The 24,672-nt window shown below is 70.2% G+C and carries 23 protein-coding genes; 11 read left to right on the forward strand and 12 right to left on the reverse strand.

Annotated elements, in window-relative coordinates; translation table 11 throughout:
- Positions 1 to 7 precede the first annotated feature (7 nt).
- Entirely contained in the window at positions 8 to 712 is a 705-nt protein-coding gene (locus tag ACQ7HM_RS05545; protein WP_434215210.1) for a hypothetical protein, read from the forward strand.
- A gap of 33 nt (positions 713 to 745) precedes the next feature.
- Here ACQ7HM_RS05545 and ACQ7HM_RS05550 read toward each other — a convergent pair whose 3' ends face one another.
- The 10 genes from ACQ7HM_RS05550 to ACQ7HM_RS05595 form a co-directional block, all read right to left on the reverse strand.
- Positions 746 to 1,924: a peptidoglycan-binding protein gene (locus tag ACQ7HM_RS05550; protein ID WP_434215211.1), complete on the reverse strand. Its 1,179-nt coding sequence runs from the start codon at positions 1,922 to 1,924 to the stop codon at positions 746 to 748.
- A 180-nt stretch (positions 1,925 to 2,104) separates the two neighbouring features.
- Positions 2,105 to 2,452 (reverse strand): thioredoxin, encoded by a 348-nt coding sequence (gene trxA, locus ACQ7HM_RS05555; RefSeq protein WP_434215212.1) that lies wholly within the window; start codon positions 2,450 to 2,452, stop codon positions 2,105 to 2,107.
- Between the two features lie 70 nt (positions 2,453 to 2,522).
- Entirely contained in the window at positions 2,523 to 3,527 is a 1,005-nt protein-coding gene (gene trxB, locus ACQ7HM_RS05560) for a thioredoxin-disulfide reductase (RefSeq protein ID WP_434215213.1), read from the reverse strand.
- A 66-nt stretch (positions 3,528 to 3,593) separates the two neighbouring features.
- Positions 3,594 to 4,379 (reverse strand): hypothetical protein, encoded by a 786-nt coding sequence (locus ACQ7HM_RS05565; protein WP_434215214.1) that lies wholly within the window; start codon positions 4,377 to 4,379, stop codon positions 3,594 to 3,596.
- Between the two features lie 88 nt (positions 4,380 to 4,467).
- Entirely contained in the window at positions 4,468 to 5,103 is a 636-nt protein-coding gene (gene sigM / locus ACQ7HM_RS05570; protein ID WP_434215215.1) for an RNA polymerase sigma factor SigM, read from the reverse strand.
- Between the two features lie 61 nt (positions 5,104 to 5,164).
- Positions 5,165 to 6,256 (reverse strand): NAD(P)H-dependent flavin oxidoreductase, encoded by a 1,092-nt coding sequence (locus ACQ7HM_RS05575; protein WP_434215216.1) that lies wholly within the window; start codon positions 6,254 to 6,256, stop codon positions 5,165 to 5,167.
- Positions 6,257 to 6,266: 10 nt separating this feature from the next.
- Positions 6,267 to 6,902: a DNA-3-methyladenine glycosylase I gene (locus ACQ7HM_RS05580; RefSeq protein WP_434215217.1), complete on the reverse strand. Its 636-nt coding sequence runs from the start codon at positions 6,900 to 6,902 to the stop codon at positions 6,267 to 6,269.
- Positions 6,899 to 11,194, reverse strand: a complete 4,296-nt coding sequence (gene murJ / locus ACQ7HM_RS05585) for a murein biosynthesis integral membrane protein MurJ (protein ID WP_434215218.1) — start codon at positions 11,192 to 11,194, stop codon at positions 6,899 to 6,901. The genes ACQ7HM_RS05580 and murJ overlap by 4 nt, the downstream gene beginning before the upstream one ends.
- Positions 11,187 to 13,799, reverse strand: coding sequence for a DUF6049 family protein (locus ACQ7HM_RS05590; protein WP_434215219.1), 2,613 nt, complete (start codon positions 13,797 to 13,799; stop codon positions 11,187 to 11,189). Before ACQ7HM_RS05590 ends, murJ begins: the two co-directional genes overlap by 8 nt.
- Positions 13,796 to 14,935 (reverse strand): NUDIX hydrolase, encoded by a 1,140-nt coding sequence (locus tag ACQ7HM_RS05595; RefSeq protein ID WP_434215220.1) that lies wholly within the window; start codon positions 14,933 to 14,935, stop codon positions 13,796 to 13,798. The genes ACQ7HM_RS05590 and ACQ7HM_RS05595 overlap by 4 nt, the downstream gene beginning before the upstream one ends.
- A 152-nt stretch (positions 14,936 to 15,087) precedes the next feature.
- Between ACQ7HM_RS05595 and ACQ7HM_RS05600 the strand changes: the two genes are divergently transcribed.
- The 3 genes from ACQ7HM_RS05600 to ACQ7HM_RS05610 all read left to right on the forward strand — a co-directional run bounded on the left by ACQ7HM_RS05600 (position 15,088) and on the right by ACQ7HM_RS05610 (position 18,597).
- Positions 15,088 to 16,557: a CCA tRNA nucleotidyltransferase gene (locus ACQ7HM_RS05600; protein ID WP_434215221.1), complete on the forward strand. Its 1,470-nt coding sequence runs from the start codon at positions 15,088 to 15,090 to the stop codon at positions 16,555 to 16,557.
- Positions 16,558 to 16,979: 422 nt separating this feature from the next.
- On the forward strand, positions 16,980 to 18,143 hold the full coding sequence (locus tag ACQ7HM_RS05605) for a DICT sensory domain-containing protein (RefSeq protein ID WP_434215222.1): 1,164 nt from the start codon (positions 16,980 to 16,982) through the stop codon (positions 18,141 to 18,143).
- On the forward strand, positions 18,136 to 18,597 hold the full coding sequence (locus ACQ7HM_RS05610; RefSeq protein ID WP_434215223.1) for a hypothetical protein: 462 nt from the start codon (positions 18,136 to 18,138) through the stop codon (positions 18,595 to 18,597). Before ACQ7HM_RS05605 ends, ACQ7HM_RS05610 begins: the two co-directional genes overlap by 8 nt.
- 21 nt (positions 18,598 to 18,618) lie before the next feature.
- Here the strand turns inward: ACQ7HM_RS05610 and ACQ7HM_RS05615 are convergent, their stop codons facing one another.
- Positions 18,619 to 19,329 (reverse strand): GAF and ANTAR domain-containing protein, encoded by a 711-nt coding sequence (locus tag ACQ7HM_RS05615; protein WP_434215224.1) that lies wholly within the window; start codon positions 19,327 to 19,329, stop codon positions 18,619 to 18,621.
- 228 nt (positions 19,330 to 19,557) lie between these two features.
- On the opposite strand from ACQ7HM_RS05615, the gene ACQ7HM_RS05620 reads away from it, so the two are divergent.
- Genes ACQ7HM_RS05620 through ACQ7HM_RS05640 form a run of 5 tightly spaced genes read left to right on the forward strand, consistent with a single transcriptional unit; the run spans position 19,558 to position 23,312 of the window.
- Positions 19,558 to 20,238 (forward strand): HAD family hydrolase, encoded by a 681-nt coding sequence (locus ACQ7HM_RS05620; protein ID WP_434215225.1) that lies wholly within the window; start codon positions 19,558 to 19,560, stop codon positions 20,236 to 20,238.
- Entirely contained in the window at positions 20,235 to 20,978 is a 744-nt protein-coding gene (locus tag ACQ7HM_RS05625; RefSeq protein ID WP_434215226.1) for a glycosyltransferase, read from the forward strand. Before ACQ7HM_RS05620 ends, ACQ7HM_RS05625 begins: the two co-directional genes overlap by 4 nt.
- Complete coding sequence (locus tag ACQ7HM_RS05630; RefSeq protein WP_434215227.1) at positions 20,975 to 21,910, forward strand: acyl-CoA dehydrogenase family protein; 936 nt, start codon at positions 20,975 to 20,977, stop codon at positions 21,908 to 21,910. Before ACQ7HM_RS05625 ends, ACQ7HM_RS05630 begins: the two co-directional genes overlap by 4 nt.
- The gene (locus tag ACQ7HM_RS05635; protein WP_434215228.1) at positions 21,907 to 22,689 is read left to right on the forward strand and encodes a PIG-L deacetylase family protein; all 783 of its coding nucleotides are present in this window, start codon (positions 21,907 to 21,909) and stop codon (positions 22,687 to 22,689) included. Before ACQ7HM_RS05630 ends, ACQ7HM_RS05635 begins: the two co-directional genes overlap by 4 nt.
- On the forward strand, positions 22,686 to 23,312 hold the full coding sequence (locus ACQ7HM_RS05640; protein WP_434215229.1) for a class I SAM-dependent DNA methyltransferase: 627 nt from the start codon (positions 22,686 to 22,688) through the stop codon (positions 23,310 to 23,312). The genes ACQ7HM_RS05635 and ACQ7HM_RS05640 overlap by 4 nt, the downstream gene beginning before the upstream one ends.
- Before the next feature lies 1 nt (position 23,313).
- Here the strand turns inward: ACQ7HM_RS05640 and ACQ7HM_RS05645 are convergent, their stop codons facing one another.
- A complete protein-coding gene (locus tag ACQ7HM_RS05645) occupies positions 23,314 to 23,538 on the reverse strand; it encodes a hypothetical protein (protein WP_434215230.1) in 225 nt (74 codons plus the stop codon).
- Between the two features lie 179 nt (positions 23,539 to 23,717).
- On the opposite strand from ACQ7HM_RS05645, the gene ACQ7HM_RS05650 reads away from it, so the two are divergent.
- The gene (locus ACQ7HM_RS05650; protein ID WP_434215231.1) at positions 23,718 to 24,257 is read left to right on the forward strand and encodes a Dps family protein; all 540 of its coding nucleotides are present in this window, start codon (positions 23,718 to 23,720) and stop codon (positions 24,255 to 24,257) included.
- 99 nt (positions 24,258 to 24,356) lie between these two features.
- Positions 24,357 to 24,527, forward strand: a complete 171-nt coding sequence (locus ACQ7HM_RS05655) for a CsbD family protein (protein ID WP_045821745.1) — start codon at positions 24,357 to 24,359, stop codon at positions 24,525 to 24,527.
- Positions 24,528 to 24,672 lie beyond the last annotated feature (145 nt).

Consider the following 24,672-nt stretch of genomic DNA (forward strand, 5'->3'; position numbering starts at 1 on the left):
GGGACGTGTGAGCGTCTCGATCAGTCCGCTTCGGCTCGACGGGTTCGAGTCACTGCCGACCCACGTCCGTCAGTGCATCTTCTGGGAGGTCGATCCGGTCGGCATCCCGGGACCGGACAGCGGCTACGTCATCGACAGCGAGTTCGACAAAGAGGCGTGGGTGTCGATGGTGATGCTCGACTGGGGCAAGTGCGCTCAGGTGGCTGTCGAGTCCACGACGGGTCGCGCCGTCGGCACCGCCTTCTATGCGCCGCCGGGCCGTGTGCCCCGTGCCGCGCTCTTCCCCACCTCCCCCGTGAGCGCCGACGCGGTTCTCCTCACGTCGGTGCGTGTGGATGCCGGCTTCGAGGGGACCGCCGAGTCGTTGGTGTCGGCGGTGGTCGCCGATCTGGTCGAGCGTGGTGTCCGCGCCGTCGAGTCCTTCGGCATCGTCCGGTCGTCGGGCGACGAGCCCGACGACCTCGCACCGACGAAGCCCGGCGTGCCGGACCCGTCCTCCACCCTTTGCCCGGGATGCATGACCGACGCCCATTTCCTCACCGACGCCGGGTTCGAGCTCGTCGCACCGCACCACCGATTCCCACGGTTCCGTCTCGAGCTCGACGAGGGCTTGGGATGGAAGTCGGCCGTCGAGAGCGCGCTGGCCGGGCTGGTGGTGATGGCGACGATCGACGCGACCGGTCGGGAGCGGACCGTGGTGCCCGTGGGCTGACCCGCGGGCGTGTCGACACCGGCGGTCCCGCGATCAGCGGGCGATGTGCTCCGACGCCAGCAGATCGGCGAACGTGTAGGTGCCGGTCGGCCGGTCGTTCTCGCCGAGCAGATACAGCCGCTTCACCGCGACCAGGACGGCGTCGGCGATGGTGTCCCGGATCTGGGGGTCACGCAGCACGGCGGCATCGTGCGGGTTGGTGATGTACCCGATGTCGATCTGGGCGACCGGCATCCGGGTGAGGCGGAGGATCTCCCATGTCTTCGGGTGACTCCGACAGTCGCGCAGTGGAGTTCGCGCCACTATCTCGCGCTGGATGAAGCCCGAGAGCGAATCCCCGATCGTCGAGACCGACCCCTGGGGCGTCCCGAAGTAGAACGTGGCGACGCCGCCGGCGGTCGGGGTCTTGTGGTGCGCGCACCGCAGCGAGATCACCAGATCGGCGTCGAAGCTGTTGGCGGTGCGCGCCCGCTGGGCGTCGTCGGGGTTGTCCGACACCGACCGCGACAGGAATGTCTCCACGCCGGCCGCCGCCATGCGCCCCTCGAGCCGGTGCGCGAGATCCCACAGAATGGTCGTCTCGAGCGCAGCGGTCTCCGGGTCCACCGCCGCGTCGACGACGCCGTTGCCGGGATCGATGACCACACGCTTGCCCGACAGCTGAGGACCGGATCGACGCACCGACTCCTGCTCACGGATCGCGTGCGGCGAACCGCCGGTGACCTTGGTGCCGAGGTTGTTCAGCGAGCGCAGCGTGTCCGGGCCGCAGATGCCGTCGGGCGCCATGCCGTATTCGCTCTGGTACGACCGCAACGCCGTGTCGGTGGATGCTCCGAACTGTCCGTCGACGAGCCCCGTGTAGTAGCCGAGGTTCTGCAACCGCGACTGCAGCGTCGCGACGTCGTCGCCGTTCATCGGTGCCGACAGCGTGAAGGTGAGGATCCGGGCACCGAGGCGATAGGACGCCTCGCGAAGGACCCGATAGGTGGCCGGGCCGACGATGCCGTCGGCGATGAGGCCGCGGTGCTGCTGGAAGGTGCGCACGGCGTGCTCGACCTCGTGGTCGAACACGGCGTCCTGACCGACGGTCTCGGTCTCGGCGCTGTGGCGACCGCCCGAGCCGGACGCGTCGGGGAGCAGGCCCTGCGTGGTGAGGATCGAACGGATCTCGGCGACAGCAGACCCCTGATCACCCAGGCGGTACAGCGCCATCACCACAGCCTTTCTCGCACATCGACGACTCGGAGTGCACATCGACATCACAGTGTCTCAGGTCGGTGGGCCCCAGACCAACACGCTGCGTCAGGTGCGCCACACATCAATCGGGGTGTGCGCGGCAGAGGCCACGCACACCCGATGGACGCTATGTGGCCGAACTCGTCGGCCGGTGGATCAGACCGCGGGCTTCTCGGCCCCGAGGACGGTGTCGAGCTCGCGCAGCAGCGCCGCCTTGCCCTTGGCACCGACGATGGTCTTGGTCGGCTGGCCGTTCTCGAACAGGATCATGGTGGGGATCGACATGATCTTGAAATCCCGTGCGATGTTGGGGTTCTCGTCCACATCGAGCTTCGCGACGGTGAGCTTCTCACCGTTGTCGGCGGCGATCTCCTCGAGCACCGGGGCGACCATCTTGCACGGGCCGCACCAGGTGGCCCAGAAGTCGACCAGCACCGGCTTGTCGGCGCCGAGAACCTCGGACTTGAAGGTCGCGTCGGTGACGACGACTGTGTTTGCACCCATTGTGTGTTCCTCCTCTAGTGGAAACGTGGTGTGGGGGGATCGGCAGGTGCCGATCCGGACGGGGGTCGGTTCAGGCGAGCGATGCCACCGCGACATCGGCGGTGACGTGGGTGGTGGCGTCGGCGCGTTCGGCCAGCCACCGCTCGGCGTCGATCGCGGCGCTGCATCCGGTGCCGGCCGCGGTGATGGCCTGTCGGTACCGGTGGTCCACCAGGTCGCCCGCGGCGAAGACGCCGTCGACGCTGGTGGCCGTGGTGCCTCCGACGGTGCGCACGTAGCCGTCACCGTCGAGGTCGACCTGACCGGCGACGAGGCCGCTGCGCGGATCGTGACCGATCGCCACGAACATGCCGGTCACGTCGAGGACCGACGTCTCACCGGTCACGGTGTCGACCAGCTCGAGGCCGGTCACCGAGGTCTCCCCCAGCACCCGGTTGATGCCGGCGTTGGTGACGAAGCGAATCTTCTCGTTGGCCTTGGCGCGCTCGAGCATGATCTTCGACGCACGGAACTCCTCGCGGCGGTGGACGAGGGTGACGCTGCGGGCGAACTTGGTGAGGAAGGTCGCCTCCTCCATCGCGGAGTCACCACCGCCGATGACGGCGATGTCCTGATCCTTGAAGAAGAAGCCGTCGCAGGTGGCGCAAGCGGAGACGCCACGACCGAGCAGGTCGGCCTCGCCGGGGACGTCGAGATACCGGGCCGCTGCGCCCATCGCGAGCACCAGCGCCCGACTGCGGTACACCTCGCCGCCGACCTCGACCTCTTTGATGTCGCCCTCGGCGCGGATGACATCGACGTCCTCCATGCGCAGGTCGGCACCGAAACGCAGTGCCTGCTCGCGCATCTCGTCCATCAACGCAGGACCCTGGATGCCCTCCTGGAAGCCGGGGAAGTTCTCGACCTCGGTGGTCGTCATGAGCGCACCACCGAACTGGGTGCCCTCGAAGACGACAGGCGCCAGTTCGGCGCGCGCGGCGTAGACGGCCGCGGTGTACCCGGCGGGGCCGGACCCGACGACGATGAGGTCGTGGATCGTGCCGCCCAGATCCTCGGCGGTACCTGTGTCGCTCATCTGTCCTCTTTCCACGTGCGTGATCGGCTGATTCAACACAAGGGTAAGGGGATCTGTTCCCGCGCCTCACCTCGTCGGTGTGGTGCCCCCGATGCGTTGGCGGCTGATCAGCGACGGGCGGCCGGTGTCGCAGTCGGTGCCCACGACGAGGGCGTCGAACCGCCCGGCCTGTCCGGTTCCGAGCAGCACGACCGTGCGCGGTCCGCCGTCGACGGTGAGGGTGCCCGAGCCGACGACCGGCGTGGACGGCTCGACGCCGTTGGCCCCCAGACAGCGCTGCAGGCGGGCGGCGTCGGCGGGGCTGCCGTCGAACGACGCCCCCGAGCGTCCCAGCACCGACAGCAGCGCGACCGGCGAGATTGCGGCTCCCGCGCTCGGCACCGACGTGGGTGAGGGATCGGCGTTGGTGACGGTCCCCTGTGACGACATCGACGCCGTCGAGATGGCCACGACCAGGGTGACCACCGAGATGACGGCGGCCGCGGCCAGCGCGATGAGCAGGCCACGACGTCGTCCGGCATCCCGGAGACGCGCGCGGGCATCGGCGAGGGATTCGACCTCGGTTTGGGCCGGGGTCCGCGGCGCGCGCGACTGCTGTTCGAGGTTCGTCAGGGTCGCGTCGATCGCGGCGGCGACCGCGGCCGGCGGGGCCTCGTCGGCGACCGGGGCGGATGCGAGGTCGGCACGGGTGGCGTCGAGGGCGTCGAGGATGCGTCGCGCGGCGGGATCGGCGCGCACGCGCGGCCACAGGACGGCCGCCTCGTCCTCGGGGAGGACGCCTGCGTGGAGATCGGCGACGAGGTCGATCGAGAACGGAGGACCGGGGTGCGGGGCGGCGGGATCGTCGGTCATCGCGCCTCCCGTTCCTCGGCCGCGGCGGTCGAGGTGGCCGCGTCCGTGCTCGTGATCATCGGGCCCGTTCCCGTCTCACCCATGTCCATCAGACGCCGACCGGGACCGATGGGTTCCCACCGGGTCCGATGTCATCGGGTTCGCGCAGGTGACCGAGGGCGAGCGCGAGCTTCGCCCGGCCGCGTGCGCATCGGCTCTTGATGGTGCCGGTGGGGACACCGAGCATCGCGGCGGCGTCGGTGACCGAGTAGCCCTCGACGTCGACGGCCACCACCGCGTCCCGCTGGTCGGCGGGCAGCGTCTGCAGTGCGTGGTCGACGGCGAGCCGGGTGTCGATCTCTGCGGTCGCGTCGCGCGGGTCGGCCAGGGCGGGTGTGTCGAACTCCGGGATGGGGACGGTGTGCCGCAGGGTGTTGTGGCGCACGCGGTCGAGCGCGCAGTTGACGACGATGCGGTGCAACCACGACCGGACCTGCGCGTCGGCACGGAACCCGCCGGCGTTGCGGTGGGCCTTCAACAGTGCCTCCTGCAACGCATCGGAGGCGTCCTCGGAGCTGTGACTGCTCCGACGGGCGACCGCCCACAGATAGTTCTGGTGGCGGCGGATGAGCCGGCCGAAGGCCCGGGGGTCACCGCCGATGTGCGCGGCGAGCAGCTGCTCGTCGGTCGGAGTCCGGGCGGACGACGACGCCGTCGTGTCGGCTCCGGCTCCCGCATCGGTCATGCTCAGCCACGGTAGTGGAGTCTCGACCGCCGGTATCGCTGAGCGTGGCCGACCCTGTGGATCAATCCCTGTTGTGCATCGCTCCCCGACGCTGCGCGCCGTGCTCCAGCGCTGACCGCCAGAGGTCGGCGAACACGGTCTCGGTCGGGAGCTCGCGGGCGTGGGCGAATCCCTCACCGGCCCACAGCGTGATGGCCTCGGCGTCGTCGGCTGCGGTCGCCGCGCGTCGAATCGGACCGGTCAGCGTGTTGAGCTCCGGGAACACCGACGGGGCGAGGTGGCCGAGTTCCCGGTGGAACCGGTTGGCGAGCCCCCGGGCCGGCCGGCCGGAGAACGCCCGCGTGAGCACGGTGTGGGCCTGCGAACCCGGTTCCGCCGCCGCGGTCAGGGCGCGACGGTACGGGGCGCTGGTGCCCGCCTCGGGCGTGCGCAGCAGCAGTGTCCCGATGCCGACGGCCTGCGCGCCGAGCCCGAGGAGCCGTGCGACGTCGGCCCCGTCGCCGACTCCCCCGGCCGCGACGACCGGTGTCGGCACGGCGTCGACGACCGCTGCCAGCAGGTCGTCGAGGGCATCCTCCGGCGGGGTCTGCGCCACGGTGAAGGTCGAGCGGTGGCCACCGGCGGCCGGACCCTGCACCCAGAGGACGTCGGCGCCGCGCTCGACCGCCGCGTGCGCATCGGCCACGGAGGTGACCGTCACGACGATCGTCGCGTCCACCTCTCGCAGACGTGCGACCTCCTCCGGCGCGGGCAGGCCGAACGTGAACGACACCCACGGCACGCGCCGCTCGACGACCACATCGAACGCGGTCGCGTAGTCGGCGGTGGAGAACGCCGGGACCTCCGGCACGTCCACCCCCGCGGCCTGTGCCCAGGGCGTCAGGGCCTCGACGTACCGCGCCACACCCGCCGGATCGGTCTCGTGTACCTCCGGCGCATCCGGGACGAAGAGGTTGGCACCGAAACGCTGCACCCCGCGCGCGCGGACGGCGTCGATCGAGGCCCTGATCTGCTCGGCCGACCGGTAGGCGGTCGCGAGGAACCCCAATCCGCCTGCCTCGCCGACGGCGACGACGAGGTCGTCGGTGGTGGGTCCGCCGGCCATCGGGGCGCCGACGAGCGGGATGGGCAGATCGCGCAGCTGTGCACTCACCCCTGCGACGCTACCGCCGCGATCGCGGTGTGCCGTCGGGTGCCCACACCCCCGACGAACCGCGTCGGAACGATCCGAGCAGATGGGTGTCGACGATGCCGATCGCCTCCATGAGCGCGTACATCGTCGTCGGGCCGACGAAACGGAACCCTCTGCGGCGCAGCTCCTTCGACATCGCGACCGATTCCGGTGAGGACGTCGGTACGTCGGCGATGGTCTCGGGCATCGGTGTGCGCTCGGGCTGGAACGACCACAGCAGCGACACCAGTCCCCCGTCGACGGCGTCCCGCAACGCGATCGTCGCGGACGCATTGCCGATGGCGGCCTCGATCTTGCCGCGGTGACGGATGATCCGCGCGTCGGTGAGCAGCCGTTCGACGTCGGTGTCGGTGAATGCCGCGACGGTGTCGACGTCGAAGTCGCAGAACACCTCTCGGAACGCGGGACGCTTGCGCAGGATGGTCGCCCAGGACAGCCCCGACTGGAAACCCTCGAGGCAGAGCCGCTCGAGATGGGCCGATTCACCGTCGACGGGCATGCCCCACTCGGTGTCGTAGTAGTCGCGCATCATGCCCGGCGCCACCGCCCACGGCGGACGAGCCAGTCCGTCCTCGCAGACGGTCACACCGAGGGGTTCGACCGTCAACTGCCCATGCTGATCTGGCTGATGGTCCCCTGGAACCCACCCCGCGACGCCTGTGGCAGGGAGGTCAGCCACACCAGCACGAAGGGCGCCGACCGCGGCTGCGCGATCGTGATCGTGGTCGTCGGTCGGTCGACGGTGGCCGCGGCGACCTGGGTCGTCTCGTCGAATCCGGCCGAGGCCGACGGCGACATCCGGATCTGCAGCGCGATACCGGGATTGGGTGTGCGCACCGTGACCGTGCGGACCGCGGCCGCGCGGTCGAGCGTGAACATCAGGCCCAGACCGTTCTTGAGGTTGCCGAAGCGCGGACCGCCCCGGTAGGTGTCGGTGTTCCACGCCGGACCCTGCCCGGTGATGATGTTGCCGACGTTGGTGCTGGAGTCGGCGGTCTGGTTGGAGTAGTCGACCACCGCGACCGACCGCAGGCCCAGTGCGCCGGCCGGTGCTGCGGCGGCGGCGGACTGACCCGGTTGTTCCGACGAGGTGATGATCGAGTTGATGTCGGTCGGCCCGTTGGACGATCCGACGGTGTCGGTGAGCCACACGATCAGGGCGATCACCAGCAGCAGGATCACCAGACCGGCAGCCGCCGAGATCGCGAGCACCCGCATCGACCGTGGCGATCGGTCCTTCAGCGACAGGCGGGAGCCGCCACGACCTGCGGCCTGCGCCGAGACGTTGGTGGCGGGTGCCGGACGTTCGGTGTCGTCACCGATGACGGGCATGAGATCGGTCTTCTGATCGACCACGGTCGCCTGGTCGAGGACGTGTTGGATCGTTGCGGCCGTGCGGATTCCGCTGTTGCCCTCCAACGCTCGCGCTGCCACGGCGGAGATCTCGAACGGCACGTCGGGACGCACGGCGCGAGGTTCCTTCGGGATGCCCGCGGCCGACGGCTCGGCCACCGGCAGCCCGCCGATCGGTTCCCCGGTCGTGGCGCTGGTGATGGCCTCGGCGGCGCCGTCGGGATCGAGCGGCCAGTGCGCGAGGAGCAGCGCGTAGAGCACCGCACCGAGTCCGCGTACGTCGGTGGTCTTGTCGTCGCCGGCGATGGTGCCGGGGAACGCCAGCACCGCGTTCCCCTCACGGGAGATCCGGATCCGGTCGGGGTGGTCGATCGACAGTGAGCTACCGGTCCGATGGGCGGCCTCGGCGGCGGCGGCCAGCGCGCGGACGGCGCGCGCGGCCCCGACCGGGGACGGATGGGTCTTGGCGACCTCGGCCAGCGACGAACCCGACACCCACTCGGCGACGACGATCCCGCCCGAGGACCCACGGACCACGTCGAGCACGCGGGCGATGCCGGGCGAGTTGACCCGACCCAGTCGCAGGGTGCGCGACAACACGGCCTGCGGGCCTTCACCCCGGACACCCAGGGGCGCACCGGGTTCCGGCGGCGGGGCGTGCTGGTCGGCGTCGACGAACGTCAGGGCGACGTCGCGGTCGAGATTGATGTCGCGGGCCCGCCAGAACTGCAGCCCGCGGGTTCCGCCGTGCGCCTGCAGGAGTCGGTACCGTCCACCGGCGACCGCGGCGCCCGGCACCAGGCGCGGTCCGCGACGCGACGCAGCAGTCGGAGCTGGAGATCCAGCAGGATTCACCGCCGCCGGGTTCGGCCCCGTCGGGGCGGCAGGGGGATTCGCGCCGGTCGGGGCGGACGCCCCGGGGGCCCCGGCCGCGGGCTGGGCGCGGGTGGCGGTGTCGTCGGCGGGCGTGGGCCCCTCGGAGGGTGAGGGCGGACCGTCGGGTCGCAGCGCGCGCAGGCGGGGGTCGGTGTTCACCGATCCCGGCAGATCGTGGAGTCCACCGTGGTCGACGTACTGCTCCGCAGCGGGGTCGACATCGTGCTCGACACCCTTCTCCGGGTCGACGCGGTTGTCACCCACGAGGCCAACTCCTCTCCGTCGATACCGCAGATCCCGCGGCGCACCGGACGATGATCCGCCCGCCGCACCGCCGGTGTAGTCCGAATATGCCTGCCAGCTGGCTGTACCACGATCGAATCGCCGCAACACCTGTACCTGGCCAGAATAGGGGAGGCTCTCGTCACCGGTGATCCGCGGGAACGCGACGGTCATCTCGGCGATCGATTCGTCGGCCGGCTGCGATCGCGGGGCGACGGCGGGCACGAATCGGCCGAGCATGCGGCGAACGCTCACGCTGACGGCGATGACGTCGGGGATCCGCAGCAGCACCAGCGCGGTGTAGACGAGTCCGAGTGCGACGACCGCGGTGAAGAGGAGGTAGGCCAGCGACCCGATCTTGCCGTGGTCGGAGGCGACTCGGTGCAGCCCCGACACCTGCGAGACACCCCACACCAGCGCGCAGCCGCCCACCGAGGCGGCCAGGGTGAGCAGGGTCGTGCGCGAGACGTTCGTCATGCGGATCCGCCCGAGCCGTCGCCTCAGCAGCAGGTGTCCGACGATCGCGCCGACGACGTAGCCCAGGCCGTTGGAGAAGGCGAGCCAGCGGACCACGTTCTGTCCGTCGTCGAACAGCACCGGCCCGAGGTACGACGACACCGACTTCACGACGGTGATGCCGACGGCGATGGCCGTGGGTGTCCACGCGTCCTCGCGGGCATAGAAGACGCGCAACTGCACCAGGGTCATCGAGTACGGGATGATCGTGAACGCGCCCCAGCTGAGCACCGACCCCAACTGGTCGGCCGCCGACAGGTCGAATCGCCCGAAGTTGAAGATCGCGACGGCGATGGCCGGACCGAAGAACGTCATGAACGTGATGATCGGCAGCAGCGCCACCATCGTGAGGCGCGTCGACAGCGACAGGTCATCGACCACCGAGTGGGTGTCCTTCGCCGCGGCGTTGCGCGAGAGTCGGGGCATGATCGCGGTCAGGATGGTCACGCCCAGAACGCCGTAGGGCAGCTGCAGCAACTGCCAGTGGGTGGCGTAGACGCTGACCCCGGATGCGTCGGCGTGGGAGGCGATCCGGTAGGTGATGAAGAACCCGACCTGCAGCACCGCGACGTACAGGACGATCGCCGCGGCCATCCGTCCGAAGGCGCGCAGCCGGGCGTCGAGACCCCACCGCAGCCGCAGCTTCACGCCCGCCCGGCGCAGCGCCGGCAGGAGGATCGCCGCCTGGCACACCACGCCGAGCGTGGTGCCGATACCGAGGACGAGCAGTTTCGTGTCACCCATGCGGACCGGGTTGAGCGAGATCTCCCCGGGCACCAGGGAGAACACGACGAGGGTGGCGATCTGGACAATGTTGTTGCACACCGGCGCCCAGGCCCCCGGACGGAATGCGCCCTTCATGTTGAGGATCGCGGTGAACAGTGCCGACATGCCGTAGAACAGGATCTCGGGCAGCAACAGGTAGGCCAGGGCGGTCGCGAGATCGCGGTTGACCTCGCCGTCGCCGAGGTTGAGGTAGGTCAGCAGGGGGGCGGCGACGAGCGCCACGACCGTCGCGACACCGAGGGTGGTGAGCGCGAGGGTGAAGATTCGGTTGACGAAATCCTCACCACCGTCGGGATCCTCGGCCTCGGCGCGCACCAGGACCGGGATGACGATCGCCGTGAGCACCGCACCGAGGACCACCTCGGCGACGATGCTGGGCAGCACGTAGGCGGCCTGGAACGACGACGCCGTCGCCGCTCCGAGCGAGGCCAACACCAGGATGGTGCGGACGAATCCGCTGACCCGACTGATCAGTGTCGCGAGCGCGATCGACCCACTGGTCCGCAGCACACTGGCGTCGGAATCATCGGGCCGCGCCCGCGCGGAATCATCGGGCCGCGCTCGTGTGGCGACGGCCGACTTCCGGGTCGCCCGGATGGTGTCGTCGCTGATCTCGACCTCGCCGATGTCACCGGGGTCGACGTGCGGTGGCGCGACGGTGGCCATCCTGCGGGTCGGTGGGTCCACGCTGTCGTCCCATTCGGTCCCGTCCCATCCCGTGCGGCGGCCGACCTCTTCGAACGGCGGCGGCCGGCGCCGGGCACCGGCGGGCGCCGCGGGCATCCGTGTCGTCTCCGACGGTGGGGGCTGGGGCGGGGCGACACCGGGGGACGTGGTCTCGGGCGGGCGCCGCCGGCGCGGGGGCGGCGGTTCGGTACGAGTGCGTCGACGCGACCGGGTCGACTCCGGCTCGTCGATCGGACCGGGATCGGAGAAGCGTTGTCCCGCAGGTCGGATGGAGCGCGGTGCGGCGCGCCCGTAGGCGGGGTCGCCCAGGGGGTCGCCGGTCGCCGGGATCCGTCGCGGTGCCGCCCGGGAGCCGGTGTCGGGGCTCTCGTCGTGCGGACCGCCGGGGGTGTCAGTCATCACGGCCACCGGGGTGCTCACGATCGCGAGCACGGTCGGGGTCGTCGGCGGCGCGGATCCGGGGGAACGGGTGCTCGATGGTGTCCGCCCCGCTGCTCGTGTGCCCGGCGCCTCCGTGGCCGCCGTGCAGGTATCGACTGTCGGCCATCAGACGCTCGCGTTCATCGGGTTCGGGACGATCGAAGTCGGCCGGGTCGGGCTGTCCCCGGAACCGGTGCCAGAGCCGTCGGCCCGCCAACAGGACCAACAGGGCACCGGCACAGATCGTGATGATGAACAACGCCTTCCCATAAGCGTTGGAATGTACTGACAACTCGATCGGACTGCCCATCGCGACACCACTCGAGGTCACCAACGCGATGTTGACCGTCATCGACGACGACGAGCGTGCCTGCGTCGGCAGCTGGATCTGACGGGTGCCCTTCGGCGGGATCTCGATGACGCCGATGTCGCCGACATCGAGATCCGGTGGTGCCGCCGTGTCGAGACGGACGCGGATCGACAGCGGCAGGTCGTTGCGCACCACCAGGAGCAACGGACTGCGTTCGGAGGCGAGCGTGTATTTCCCGCCGGGGTCGAGGATGCCGACCGAATCGCGCATCCGGTCGACGGCGCGGTCGACCGCACCGACCCGGGCTCGCGCGGTCGCCACCATCGCGCGTCGATCCGCCGCGTCGTCGACGGGGGCCGAGCGCATGGCGCGGATCAGGTCCTCGACCAGGGGTGCGACGTAGGTGCGCGGTGACATCGCGACGTCGTTGCGCGCCACCATCGAGGCCTCGATCTGGAAGATCATCGACGTCGCCCGGGTGATCATCCCGGTGGTGTCGGCGTCGAGGGTGGTCAGACCGACGGTGGTGGACGGTGGCGTCTGGAGTTCGGCCGTGGTGGAGGTGTCGGTGAGATCGGCCGCGACGGTCCCGAGTGGCCGGGGTGCGGCGAGACCGGCGTCGAGCAGGAGGGTGGCGGTGTCGAGCACGGCGCGCGCGTCGTCGGCCGAGGCCGACCACACCGCAGGCGGCACCACGACCTCGCTGCGCCCCACCACGGGGGTGTCGACCGGTGCGCCGATACGCGCCGCCGCCGATCCCGTGGTCGGGGCGATGGCGGAATAGGTCAGCGCCGAGGTCGCCGCCACGCGTCGGCTGTCCTGCGACTCGGAGTCGAGGTCGAACCGCTGGTCGTCGGGGGTGATCGCCGGCGTCGACGGAGCCGCGCCCATCGCGGCGAGCGCCGTGGTCAGCGACGGGTCGTAGGTGGCGACACCGACGTCGGAGGCGCGGTACTGCCCGGTCCCCGAGGGTGTCGCGGTCTGAATCGACGACGAGGCCACGAGCGCGCGGTCGAGTCGGTTCGTGGTGAGGAGGCGGGCCGCGGTCGCGTCGAGGGCACCGCTGGTGGGCACGACGAGGTTGCGCAGGCTCGTGACGCCGAGGATGGTGTCGACGATCTCCGCGGGCGACGTCAGACCCGTGCGGGTCAACGCCGGGTCGGCGGCGGCCGCGAGGGTGTCGAGGTCGACCTGACCGAACGGCAGGGCCACCACGCACAGCCGCGACGCCATCGTCCGCAGCCGCTCGAGCCATGCCCGCGCCGCGGCCGTACCGGTCCCCTCGCGGGTCGCCGACCGGGGGTCGGTGGGATCGCGCGACACCACATAGCCGTTCGTCATCGCCTGCACCGTCACCAGCAGGTCGGGGTCGACGGCGATGCAGGTGCTGCGGGTCAGTGGTGCGTCCGCGGTCGATGTCGCCTCGTCGAGGGTGGTGAGCAGTCCGTCGAGCCGTCCCCCCGACCTCAGCGAGGTGGCCAGGTCGTCACTGACGAGGCGGACGTCGGAATCACCGCCTCCGGGGACACCGGGGGCGAGCTGTCCCGGCGCGGCGAGTGGCCACAGTAGCGTGAACTGTGTGGGCGTCGAGACCGTCGGTGCGACGGAACCATCGGTGCCGACACCGGGCGCACCGGTCGATCCGGCGGCCATCGCGCCGGCGGCGGTCGTCGCGCGACCCCGGTCGGGCGGTAGGCCGAGCACCGAGAGCAGCGTGCGGGAGTCGTCGAGGCGGGCGGCCTCGCCGTAGTCGGGGGTCCCGTTGAGATTGACCAGCAGGGGGTAGACGCCGGGGGTGTCGATGCCGAGTCCCGGTGTGGCACCGGATGACCCGGACTCGGTAGGCGCCGACAGCGGGACGGTGAGCGAGAAACTCCTGCGCTGTCCCGGGTCGAGTCGGGATGCGACGTCGCGGAACGGTGTCGTCACCTCGTACTGCGCGGTGTCGCGGGTGAGAGACGACCGCAGGCCCGTCGACGACTGCACGGCGTCGCCGCGTTGCAGTCGCATCACCAGGTCGCGCACGGGCCGGTCCCCGACGTTGGAGAGGGTTCCGGTGACCGTCACCGTCGACGGGCTCGACGTCGTCACCGTCGACGGCGACACCGAATCGATCGCGACGTTGACGAATTCGGCGGGCTCGGGGAACGGTGCCGCACCGACGGGTCCGGTCCCGGCGATCCACATCGCCGACACGATCGCGGCGAGCAGCGTCGCGACGACACGAGCACCGGGGTGCCGGATGCGTCGTGTCGACGGTCGATGCCGGGTCATCCGTCGTGACGCGGCTCGTGGGCGCCCCGCGTGGGTTCGGGCTGCGTCCGTGTCGATTCCGGCTGCGCCGGGGCCGACGCCGGACCCGCGGTGCCGTCGGCCGTCGCGGTACGCCGTGGGCCGCGACGACGCCTGCGCGGACGCGTCGCGCGAACGGGTTCCTTACGTCGCTGATTGCGTGCGGCGGCGGCCTTCTCGTACTCGTTGGGCTCGGTACGGACGTTGTCGGCCTCGGAGCGGGCGAGCAGTTCGGGGTCGGAGGTGAGGGAATCCAGGACGTCGGCGGCGGCACGGGCCAGGCGACGTTCGTCGGAGTAGGTGAGCTTTTTCGGGAGGTCTGACAGCGGGACCCAGGCCACCTCGGCGACCTCGTAGTCGGCGTCGGACAGTTCGCCACCGATCGATCGCATCAAGTAGTGGTGCACGGTCTTGTGGATCCGCTTGCCCTCGCTGACGAACCAGTAGTCGATCTTGCCCAGCGAGGCGACGACGGTGCCCTCGATGCCGGTCTCCTCGGCGACCTCGCGCATCGCCGTCTGTTCGACGGTCTCCCCGGTCTCGATGTGTCCCTTGGGAAGTGACCACATCATGCGACCCCGTCGATCGACGCGGCCGATGAGTGCGGCGCACCGGTCGCCGGCCGGGCCGTCGATGTTCGACACCACCAGACCACCGGCCGAGGTCTCGCGGACGGTGCGCAACCGTGGGCCGGTGGCGCCGTCGGGGTCGTTCGGTGTGGAGCGGGGTGCCCGGCCCGCGGGGCGGACGGCGGCGCGCAGGTCGGAGGGCTTGACCGCGACGGTGACGTCGCCGTCGCTCTCGCGGGTTCCGCCGATGGCGGTGTCGGGGGTGTCGGAGGTGGGGCGGCTGGGTTTGCGTCGCCGACCGCGACGCCCGCGGCGGGACCCGCCGGTCGGGGTGTCGGACCGGGGTGGCGAAGGCGCCTCGGCGGCGATGTCGGGGGTGTCGGTCCGACCGCTCGGGCCCGGATCGGTGTCCGTCGGCCGGGCGTCGGGTACCGCGACGATGCCCGTCGCGGCCGCCGAACCCCGCCTGCGGCCGCCTCGCCTCTTGCCGCGCCGACGACGCGGATGTCCTGCGACATCGCGATTCGGCTCGGTGGGTTCGGCTGACACCCCACGATGCTAGCCGCCTGTAACCCCCCGTTCGGAGAACGGAGAGTGTCGCGGTTCGGAGAACGGAGGGCGCGTGGTCGGGAGAACGTGCGAGGTCGGCGAGTCGGCGACACCGGATCGGGCCGATCGGGGGGTCGGTAGGCTGTCACCTCGTGACAGCATCGGCCGGCCGGTCCTCCGACGAACGCCGCACCCGTCTGCTGACGAATGCGGCGATCGCGCTGCGGCAGTTCTCCGACGTCCTCACACCCCTCGGTGACCGTTTCGCCGAGCGCGGCTTCTCCTTGTTTCTGGTGGGCGGTTCGGTGCGCGACGCGGTCCTGGGTCGTCTGGGCACCGATCTGGATTTCACGACCGATGCCCGACCGGCCGACGTCCAGGCGTTGCTGCGCGGGTGGGCCGACGCCGTCTGGGACACCGGGATCGAGTTCGGCACGGTCAGCGCGTCGCGCGGGGGCCATCAGATCGAGATCACCACGTTCCGCGCCGACACCTACGACCAGGTGACGCGCAATCCGCTGGTCGAGTTCGGCGACACCCTCGAGGGCGACCTGGTGCGTCGTGATTTCACGGTGAACGCGATGGCGGTCCGTGTGGGCGCCGACGGTGAGCAGGAGTTCATCGATCCGCTCGACGGGATGGCCGACCTGGTGCGCGGGGTGCTCGACACCCCGTCCGCGCCGGAGGTGTCGTTCACCGACGATCCGCTGCGGATGCTGCGGGCGGTGCGATTCGTCTCGCAGCTGGGGTTCACCCCGGCCCCGCGGGTGATCACGGCGATCACCGAGATGGCCGATCAGATCGGGCGCATCACCGTCGAGCGTGTCGCCGCCGAGCTCGACAAGATGATCCTCGGCGAGCACGCCGTCGAGGGTGTCGTGGCGCTGACCGACACCGGCCTCGCCGACCGGGTGCTGCCGGAGATCCCGGGGATGAAGCTGGCCATCGACGAGCACCACCAGCACAAGGACGTGTACTGGCATTCGCTGACGGTGCTGCAGCAGGCGATCGACCTGGAGGAGAGCGATCCCGATCTCGTGCTGCGGTGGGCGGCACTGCTGCACGACATCGGCAAGCCGGCCACCCGCAGGCACGAGCCCGACGGTGGCGTGAGCTTCCACCACCACGAGGTGGTCGGCGCGAAGATGGTGCGCAAGCGACTCAAGGCGTTGAAGTACCCGAAGGCGGTGATCGAGGAGATCGCCACCCTGGTGTTCCTCCACCTGCGGTTCCACGGGTACGACGAGGGCAAGTGGACCGATTCCGCGGTGCGGCGGTACGTCACCGACGCCGGAGATCTGCTCCCGCGGCTGCACAAGCTGGTCCGGGCGGACTGCACCACACGCAACAAGCGCAGAGCACAGAAGTTGCAGCGCACCTACGACGACCTCGAGCGGCGCATCGCCGTGCTGGCCGAGCAGGAGGACCTGCAGCGGGTCCGGCCCGATCTCGACGGCAACGCGATCATGGAACTGCTGCGGGTGCCCGCGGGTCCGGTCGTGGGCCGCGCGTGGCGGCACCTCAAGGAGCTGCGGCTCGATCGAGGTCCGCTCGATCGCGACGAGGCCGAGGCGGCCCTGTTGGCGTGGTGGTCCGAGCAGCCCGATCGTCCGGGCGCCTGACCGACGGGGGTACGACCGACGGCGCGACGACACCGATCGGAGTCGTTATCGTTCCGTTATCTCAGGGTCGGGCCGGTTACCGGGCCGTGACGTATGGCCCGGATCCCGCTACTGTGGAGTCAGGTCGAGACACTGGCCTCGCGAACGACTACATCCCCTCCTCCTCCGTGACCCGCACGATCTACCCTCCGGACACCCCGGATGCGATCTCCAAGCAGCGTGAACCGATCCGCTGCCGTGTGGCTGCGAAACGGCGAGGGCAAGACGGGACATGAACCTATGGTCACCACGTCCGGGACCGCTCTCACGGTCTCCACCTGCGCACACTCGACCACGGGTCGGTGAGGCGTATTTCCACCGACTCACGACCGGTACGCTCGAGACACGACGAGGATTCCTTCGTCGGGGCGTTGGAGGTCTCTGTGCAGTTCGCGCCCGTACGACGACTCACCGACGGTGCGCTCGCCGCGGCTGAGCTCCAGGTACGAGGCCCGGCCGGCTCGGCTCTCAGCACCGCGGAATCCCTGCGCCACGCTGCGCGCCTCATGCAGCAGGAGCACATCCTCGACAACCACAAGTTCGCCTTCGCCGCCACCGAGCAGGCGCAGACGATCGCCGACATCCTCCCGCTGCTGGTCACGGTCGACCTCGACTCGCTCGACGACGACGACCTCGAGCCCTCCCTGGAGCGGCTGGCGGTCTCGGTCCAGCCCGACGAGATGCTGCACAGTCCGCAGCGCACCATGGCCAAGGTCGCGGCGGCCCGTCGCGCCGGCCGCGTGATCTGCGTCGACGGTCTCGGGGTGAGCGAATACGCCATCACGATGCTCGCGCTCATCGAGCCCGATGTCATCATCACCGGGCCCGAGCTGCTGACCCGCACCACCGAGCCCGACATGGCGCGTCTCGCCCATGCGCTGGCCGCCCACGTGGAGCGCAGTCACGCCGTGGTCATCGCCGAAGGTGTCGATTCGATCGCGCTCAAGATGGCGGCGCTGACCGTAGGTGCCACCTACGGCCTGGGTGATCTGTATCCCCCGGTCGACGACCCCGCGGAGTTCGGCGACGAGGCTGTTGTGCCCCTCCCCGAGGCGCCCGTCTGGTCGACCCCCGATGCCGGACCGACGACGCCCTATGCGATCGGTTCCGCGGTGCACCGTCCTCGCCGTGGCACCAAGCACCTGCTCATCGAGATGAGCAAGTCGTTGGAGGCCCAGGCCTCCGCGGCCGGAGCGGCGGTCGTGGTGCTGGGCACCTTCCAGCACGCGAAGTTCTTCACGCTCCTCACCGCGAAGCGCTGGAAGGACCTGGCCGACAAGACCGGTCTGGCCGGCGTCTACGGCGTCGGGCTGGCCAACATGATCGACGGGAACGTGCAGCACGCCCCGCTCGATCCCGACGACCCGATGGCCGACGAGTGGAACGTCGCCGTGCTCGGACCGCACTTCTGCGCGCTGCTCGCCGCGCGTGATCTGCACGACGAGGGACCCGATCTCGAGCGCACCTTCGATTTCGTGCAGACCTACGACCGCATGACCGTGACGCAGGCGGTGCACTCGATCCTCAGCCGGTTCACGGTTGTCTGATCGGTCGTCGTCGGAGAGTACCGACGATCTGCCTGCCGACGACGAACATCGCCGGCCCGCCGGGGTGTCCGACGCGACGGTCGAGGCGGCGGGCAAGGTCACCGAGGCCCTCGAGTGGGTCGAACGGGTGCGTGGGCATCTCTATGAGGCCCACCAGATGTCCGGACACGCCGACCTGCTGTTCGGGGAGGCCGCGGACCTGCTCGCCGGCGCCGGTCACGATCGCCTCGCCGACGATCTGAGACGAGATATCGTCGGCCTCAACACCTTTCCCGGTCGGTGGACCTTCCAGCTCGTCGAGGAGTTCGACGACGGGTACTACCGCTCGGTCAAGGAATTCGAGAAGCGCACGCGCGACGAACTTCTCGACGGCCGACGCCACGTCATGGAGTCGGAGATGAAGGAACAGCGTCGGACCCACGGCCGTCCGGGACACGAGGCCCGACCCGGCTGAGCGTGCCGCTGCCGCGAGGGCCTAGTTGAGAAGGTCGCGCCGTTTGGTGGGATGGTCGGCGTCGATCAGTTTGCGCGCCAGCTCGGCGACCTTGATGTTGGCGTCCTGGGAGAGTTTGCGCATCAACTCCCACGCCTGCACCGCATCGACATCGAAGCGCTCCATCACGATGCCCTTGGCCTGACCGATGGTGTCGCGACTGGCCAGGGCGCTCGCGAACTGTTCGTCGCGCCGTGCCGCGAACAGGGCGAGCGACGCGTGTGTCGCGACCGCGAGACCAACCTCCTCCGACTCGTCGGTGAAGGCGTTCGCGTTGTGCGCGTACAGGTTCAACGCCCCCATGGTGGCGTCGCCGCGGTAGAGCTGGAACGACAGCGTCGAGCGCACCGGGGTCTGTGATCGCACCGCATCGACGAACGTCGGCCAGCGGCCTTCGGTGTCGTAGTCGTCGACCCGGACGATCTGATTGGCCCAGGCCGCGTCGAGGCAGGGGCCCTCTCCCTGCTCGTGCTGAATGGCGTCGACACGGGCGGCGATGTCATCGGTCGGCGCGACCGACGTCAGCTCGCCCTTCTCGACCAGGGTGATGCCGCAGTACTCGGTGCCGGGTACGAGCTCGACGGCACTGTCTGTGATTGATCGGAGCAGCGCGTCCTCGCCGGCTGGGTCGTCCTGCTCGTGCAGTGTCCGCGCGAGCTTGGCGAGCGCGAGAAGCGTGCTCGTATCGGTCATCTCATCCATGGTGATGCCTCCTCACCAGCCCATTCTGGCACGTTCGGGCCTCCATCGGTGTTGACAGGCCCCCCGGGCTGGCTAGACTCGGTTGCACGAGCCTGAAGTCCTCGGGTGGTTGTCGCACATCCCCGAGCCTTCGAGAGGCAGTTCCCTCATGCCCATCACGTATCTGCAATTCCCTGTCTTCGCAATGCAATCGGTGTGTGCTGCGGCGCGTGACCACGCGTGAGCGGCCGTCGAGCGGCCCTGTTCGACATCGACGGCACGCTGGTCGACTCGGTGTACACCCATGTGGCCGCGTGGCGAGATGCGTTCGCCGACAACGATCTGACGTTGCCGCACTGGGAGATTCACCGTCGCATAGGCAAGGACGGCGGCATCCTGGTGTCCGAACTCGTCGAGATCGCGGACGGCGACACCGGGTCGGACGATCTCGAGTCCCGGTTGTCCGACGCACATGACCGCTTCTACTCCGAGCGCTCCGAGGGGCTCACGGTCCTCCCCGGTGCCCGTGACCTGGTGCGGGAGGCCCAGCGTCTGGGCATGGTCGTCGTGTTGGCGACGTCGGCGCCCGATCACGAACTCGACCTGCTGCGGCGCCTGCTCGACGTCGACGATCTCGTCGACGCGGTGACCTCCGGCGCGGACGTGGAGACCGCCAAACCGGATTCGACGATCGTGGGCATCGCCCTCGACCGCGCCGGAGTGGAGGCCGCCGACGCGGTGATGATCGGCGACGCCACATGGGATTTCGTCGCGGCGTCCGATCGCGGTGTCCCCGGTGTCGGCGTCCTCACCGGTGGCGTGGGACGCGGAGAGCTCCTCCAGGCGGGTGCCGGTGCGGTGTTCCGCGACGCCGCCGAGGTGATCGCGAGCGGCATCCTGGGCTCCGGGGACCGGCGATGACCGGCGCAGCGCAGGACAGTCGGACGGCTCGGCCGCCGGTGTCCCGCTGTGTCGTGGTGGTCCCGGCACACAACGAGCGCGACGGCCTCCCCGACGCCCTGGCCGCCATCGACCGCGCCGCGACGCGGGTGTCGGTCCCGGTGCAGGTCGTGGTCGTCGCCGACGCCTGCGACGACGGGTCCGAGACCGTCGCGGCTCGGCACGTACAGGTCCGGACGGTCGGCGCACGCAACGTCGGCGCCGCCCGCGCGGCCGGGTTCCTCGGATTCCCCACCCGGTCGGACGTGTGGTTCGCGAGCACCGACGCCGACTCGCGGGTGCCCGACGAGTGGCTCGTGAGTCACCTGCGTCTGGCCGACGCCGGAGCCGACGCCGTCGTGGGCACCATCGTGCCCATGGACTGGGATCACTGGCCGCACGACGCCGCGCAGAGGTTCGCCGCGCAGTACGCCGACCGCGACGGCCACCGACACATCCACGGTGCGAACCTCGGTGTCCGCGCCTCGGTCTACGCCACGCTCGGCGGGTTCGCGCCCCTGACACACGACGAGGACGTCGACCTGGTGCACCGCCTGGAGGCGAGTACTCGCCCGATCGCGTGGAGCGCGCAGGCACCGGTGTTCACCTCCACCCGGGCGCGGGGCCGGGTGCCCGCCGGGTTCGCGACGTCGTTGCCCGCGCTCCTCGACACCTCCGGTGCCGTGGACCTCGGCGCCACACCGAGCGCGGTGGCGGGATGACGACCTCGATCACCGGGGTCGGCCCGACGCTGCCGATCCCCGGCCGCGGCGACACCTTCGACCGGCTGCGAGCGCTGACCGCCGCGACGCGCGCCGACATCTCCACCGGGCGCCTGCTGGAGGCCCACGTCGACGCCGAGGCGATCCTTCTCGATCTGGGCGCCACGGCACCCGCGCCGGGTGAGCGATGGGGAGTGTGGGCCGCGGAGGGACCGCCGCCCGCGCTCGCAGCCCACCCGGACCCCGCGACCGCCGACACCTGGATCCTCACCGGCACGAAGCCGTGGTGTTCGGGAGCCTCCGGATGCACGCACGCGTTGGTGACGGCCTGGCACGACGGCCGTCGGGCGTTGCTCGCCGTCGCCCTCGACGCCCCGGGCATAACCGTGGGGCACGACGACTGGCACGCCGCCGGGATGCGCGCCACCGAGACCCATGCCGTCGACTTCGATGCGACGCCGGCGTCGTACGTGGCCGATGCCGACGACTACTTCGGCCGCGCGGGCTTCTGGCACGGCGCCATCGGTGTCGCGGCGTGCTGGTTCGGCGGCGCGCAGCGGGTGGCACAGGCGGTGCTCGCGCACGGTCGCGACGACGACGTCGCCCTGATGCACCGCGGTGCCGTGGAGGTGGCGCTGTTCACCGGGGAGACCGTCCTGGCGGCCGCGGCCGCCGCGATCGACGCCGCACCCGACGACGTCGAGGCCGCCCAGGTGCTCGCGCTACGGGTGCGGGCGCACATCGAGTCGGTGGCCGCGGAGATCATCGATCGCGTGGGACGCAGTCGTGGCCCGGGACCCCTCGTCGCCGACGCCGCCCACTCGGGTGCGGTCGCCGACCTCACCGTCTACATCCGGCAATCGCACGCCGAGCGCGACCTCATCGCACTCGGACGACTGTGCGCCGACATCGACGCGAGGGACGCACTGTGACCGCCGACGATCCCACCCACGACCGCGGCTCCGACGCCGCGGGCTTCGCTGCCGACGGGTTCGCGACCGCCGAACAGTGGCGCGACTGGCTGGTCACCCGCGACCTGCCCGCCCTCGACCTCGCGGCTCCCACGCGGATGCTCGTCGTGTCGGCCCACCCCGACGACGAGATCCTCGGCGCGGGCGGACTCATCGCCGCACGGGTCGCCGACGGTGGCGGCGTCACCGTGCTCTGCCTGTCGGACGGTGCGGCATCGCATCCCGGGTCGCCGACGGTGTCGCCGGACGACCTCGCCCGGATCCGTCGCGCCGAACTGGAGGCGTCGATGGCCGAGGTCGGTGTCGACCACGTCCTGCACGTCGGCCTGCCGGACGGCGAACTGTCCGACCGCACCGCCGAACTGGAAGACGCGGTGATCGATGCGATCGGGACGTTCGGCGGTCACGATCTGGTGCTCGCGCCCTGGCGCGGGGACCGTCACCCCGATCACGAGGCCGCCGGATGGGCCGCGGCCACCGCGGCGGTACGGACGGGGTCGGTGTTCGCCGAGTACCCGGTGTGGATGTGGCACTGGGCCGCCCCCGGCGACCCCGCCGTGCCGTGGGAACGCGCCCACGCACATGCCCTGAGCGATGAGGCGCACGCCGCGAAGATGCGGGCGGTCGCGGCCTTCGCCAGTCAGATCGCCGACCTGTCCCCCGATCCCGCCGATCGCGCGGTGTTGCCACCGCCGATCCTCGACCGCCTCACCGGGCGCACCGAGGTGTTCTTCACGTGACCGACCCGTCCTACTTCGACCGGATGTACGCACGGTCCGACGACCCGTGGGGGTTCGACGACCACTTCTACGAGCAGCGCAAACGGGACCTGACCGTCGCCGCTCTGCCGCGGGCGCGGTTCGGCAGCGCGCTGGAACTCGGCTCGTCGACGGGGGCACTGACCGGACAACTGCTCCCCCGCGTCGACCGCATCCACTGCGTCGAGCTGCACCCGAGGGGCGTCGACATCGCCCGCCGGCGCCTCGTCGCCGACTCCCATCGCGTGCGACTCGAGGTCGCCGACCTGATCACGTGGACGCCGACCGAGACCTACGACCTCGTCGTCGCCAGCGAGGTCCTCTACTACCTGGACAGTGAACCGCTGACCCGGGCGCTGGGGTGGATCGGGGATCAGCACGCCGCGGGCGCGACGGTCGTGGCGGTCGACTGGCGACATCCGGTCTCCGAGCACCGGTGGTCGGGGGACGAGATCCACCGTCGGCTGACCGAGGTGCTCGGCGCCGCCGCGGGTGGCTACCGCGACTCAGATGTGATCATCGAGGTCTTCGAACCGCTGGGGACGGAATCGGTGGCCGTGCGCGACGGCCTCGCGCCGGGCGCCGGTGCCTCGCCGACCGGCTGAGTCAGTCCTGCACGCGGGAGAGGACGAAGATCGTCGCGAGACCCGCGCCGGCGAACAACCCGAGCACGGCTCCGGCGAGTGCGAGTGATCCCAGCATCGGCAGCGCGACCACGAACAAGCAGGTCAGCAGCGCGAGAACCATCACGACGGCGTTGACCGACCGCCATTCGCGGCGGGAGGCGTCGCGGCTGTCGATGTCGTCGACCATCGTGATCTGCTCGTCCATGCCACCTACGCTGACAGGTGCAGGTAGCGGCGCTGCATCCCAGGACATCACGGTGTGGACTCTGAGTGGTCACGGCCAGGTCACGGTGCTTCGTTACCTTTTCGTGATCGTCGAATCGGTCTGGTTGCGATCTCGCTCAGCGGTGGGCAAGCCCGATGTGGCGACCTACCGTCGGAGACATGGCTTCTTTCACCACACCCGGACTGACCGCAGACAGCGCTGCGACAGTGGTCGCGACGCTGCAGGAACGCCTCAGCGCGCTCAACGACCTGCACCTGACCCTCAAGCACGTCCACTGGAACGTCGTGGGCACCAACTTCATCGGCGTGCACGAGATGATCGACCCGCAGGTCGATCTCGTGCGCGGCTACGCAGACACCCTGGCCGAGCGGATCGCCACCCTCGGTGAGTCGCCGAAGGGCACCGCCAAGGCCATCGAGGACAGCCGCAGCTGGGATGACTACAGCCTCGGCCGCGACACCGTCCAGGCCCACCTCGGCGCGCTCGACCTGGTTTACGTCGGTTTCATCACCTCGCATCGCGACGCGATCGAGACCACCGGCAAGCTCGACCCGGTCACCGAGGACATCCTCATCGGCCAGACCGCCGAGCTCGAGAAGTTCCACTGGTTCGTCCGCGCCCACCTGGAGAGCTACACCGGTGAGCTCGCGACCGCCGGCGCGACGAGCGAGAAAGCCGCGGCCGACCAGGCGCGCTGACCTGCGACGACGCATGCGCTGACTGCTCCACCCGCGCGCCGTCGGCGCGCGGTCCACAGACACCTCGACATCGGTCGGGGTACACGACAGGAGATTCTCATGGGGATTGTCGACAAGGCCAAGAACGCCGCCGAGGACGCCATCGGCAAGGCGAAAGAGGTTGTCGGTGACGTCACCGACAACAAGGACCTCGAGGCCGAGGGAAAGAAGGATCAGGGTTCGGCCGGCGTGAAGAAGGTCGGCGAGAACATCAAGGACAAGCTCAGCTGAGACCGGCTGTTCACGGAACCCGAATCGTCTGTGACGGTTCGGGTTTCGTCATATCTGGATCGAAATCGTTGGCGGCCAGCACGAGTCACGACTTATCCACAGAACACCTGTGGACAGTGGGGATAAACCGGGATGGACCTGTGGA

Origin of the sequence: Williamsia sp. MIQD14, from assembly GCF_051025635.1 — a bacterium.
Classification (GTDB): domain Bacteria; phylum Actinomycetota; class Actinomycetes; order Mycobacteriales; family Mycobacteriaceae; genus Williamsia_A.

What these genes read in the sequence shown, in the direction of transcription:
- ACQ7HM_RS05550 (WP_434215211.1), bottom strand. Translation starts at nt 1,924, where the DNA reads ATGGCGCTGTACCGCCTGGGTGATCAGGGGTCTGCTGTCGCCGAGATC.
- trxA (WP_434215212.1), bottom strand. Translation starts at nt 2,452, where the DNA reads ATGGGTGCAAACACAGTCGTCGTCACCGACGCGACCTTCAAGTCCGAG.
- trxB (WP_434215213.1), bottom strand. Translation starts at nt 3,527, where the DNA reads ATGAGCGACACAGGTACCGCCGAGGATCTGGGCGGCACGATCCACGAC.
- ACQ7HM_RS05565 (WP_434215214.1), bottom strand. Translation starts at nt 4,379, where the DNA reads ATGACCGACGATCCCGCCGCCCCGCACCCCGGTCCTCCGTTCTCGATC.
- sigM (WP_434215215.1), bottom strand. Translation starts at nt 5,103, where the DNA reads ATGACCGATGCGGGAGCCGGAGCCGACACGACGGCGTCGTCGTCCGCC.
- murJ (WP_434215218.1), bottom strand. Translation starts at nt 11,194, where the DNA reads ATGACTGACACCCCCGGCGGTCCGCACGACGAGAGCCCCGACACCGGC.
- ACQ7HM_RS05590 (WP_434215219.1), bottom strand. Translation starts at nt 13,799, where the DNA reads ATGACCCGGCATCGACCGTCGACACGACGCATCCGGCACCCCGGTGCT.
- ACQ7HM_RS05615 (WP_434215224.1), bottom strand. Translation starts at nt 19,329, where the DNA reads ATGACCGATACGAGCACGCTTCTCGCGCTCGCCAAGCTCGCGCGGACA.
- ACQ7HM_RS05625 (WP_434215226.1), top strand. Translation starts at nt 20,235, where the DNA reads ATGACCGGCGCAGCGCAGGACAGTCGGACGGCTCGGCCGCCGGTGTCC.
- ACQ7HM_RS05630 (WP_434215227.1), top strand. Translation starts at nt 20,975, where the DNA reads ATGACGACCTCGATCACCGGGGTCGGCCCGACGCTGCCGATCCCCGGC.
- ACQ7HM_RS05645 (WP_434215230.1), bottom strand. Translation starts at nt 23,538, where the DNA reads ATGGACGAGCAGATCACGATGGTCGACGACATCGACAGCCGCGACGCC.
- ACQ7HM_RS05650 (WP_434215231.1), top strand. Translation starts at nt 23,718, where the DNA reads ATGGCTTCTTTCACCACACCCGGACTGACCGCAGACAGCGCTGCGACA.
- ACQ7HM_RS05655 (WP_045821745.1), top strand. Translation starts at nt 24,357, where the DNA reads ATGGGGATTGTCGACAAGGCCAAGAACGCCGCCGAGGACGCCATCGGC.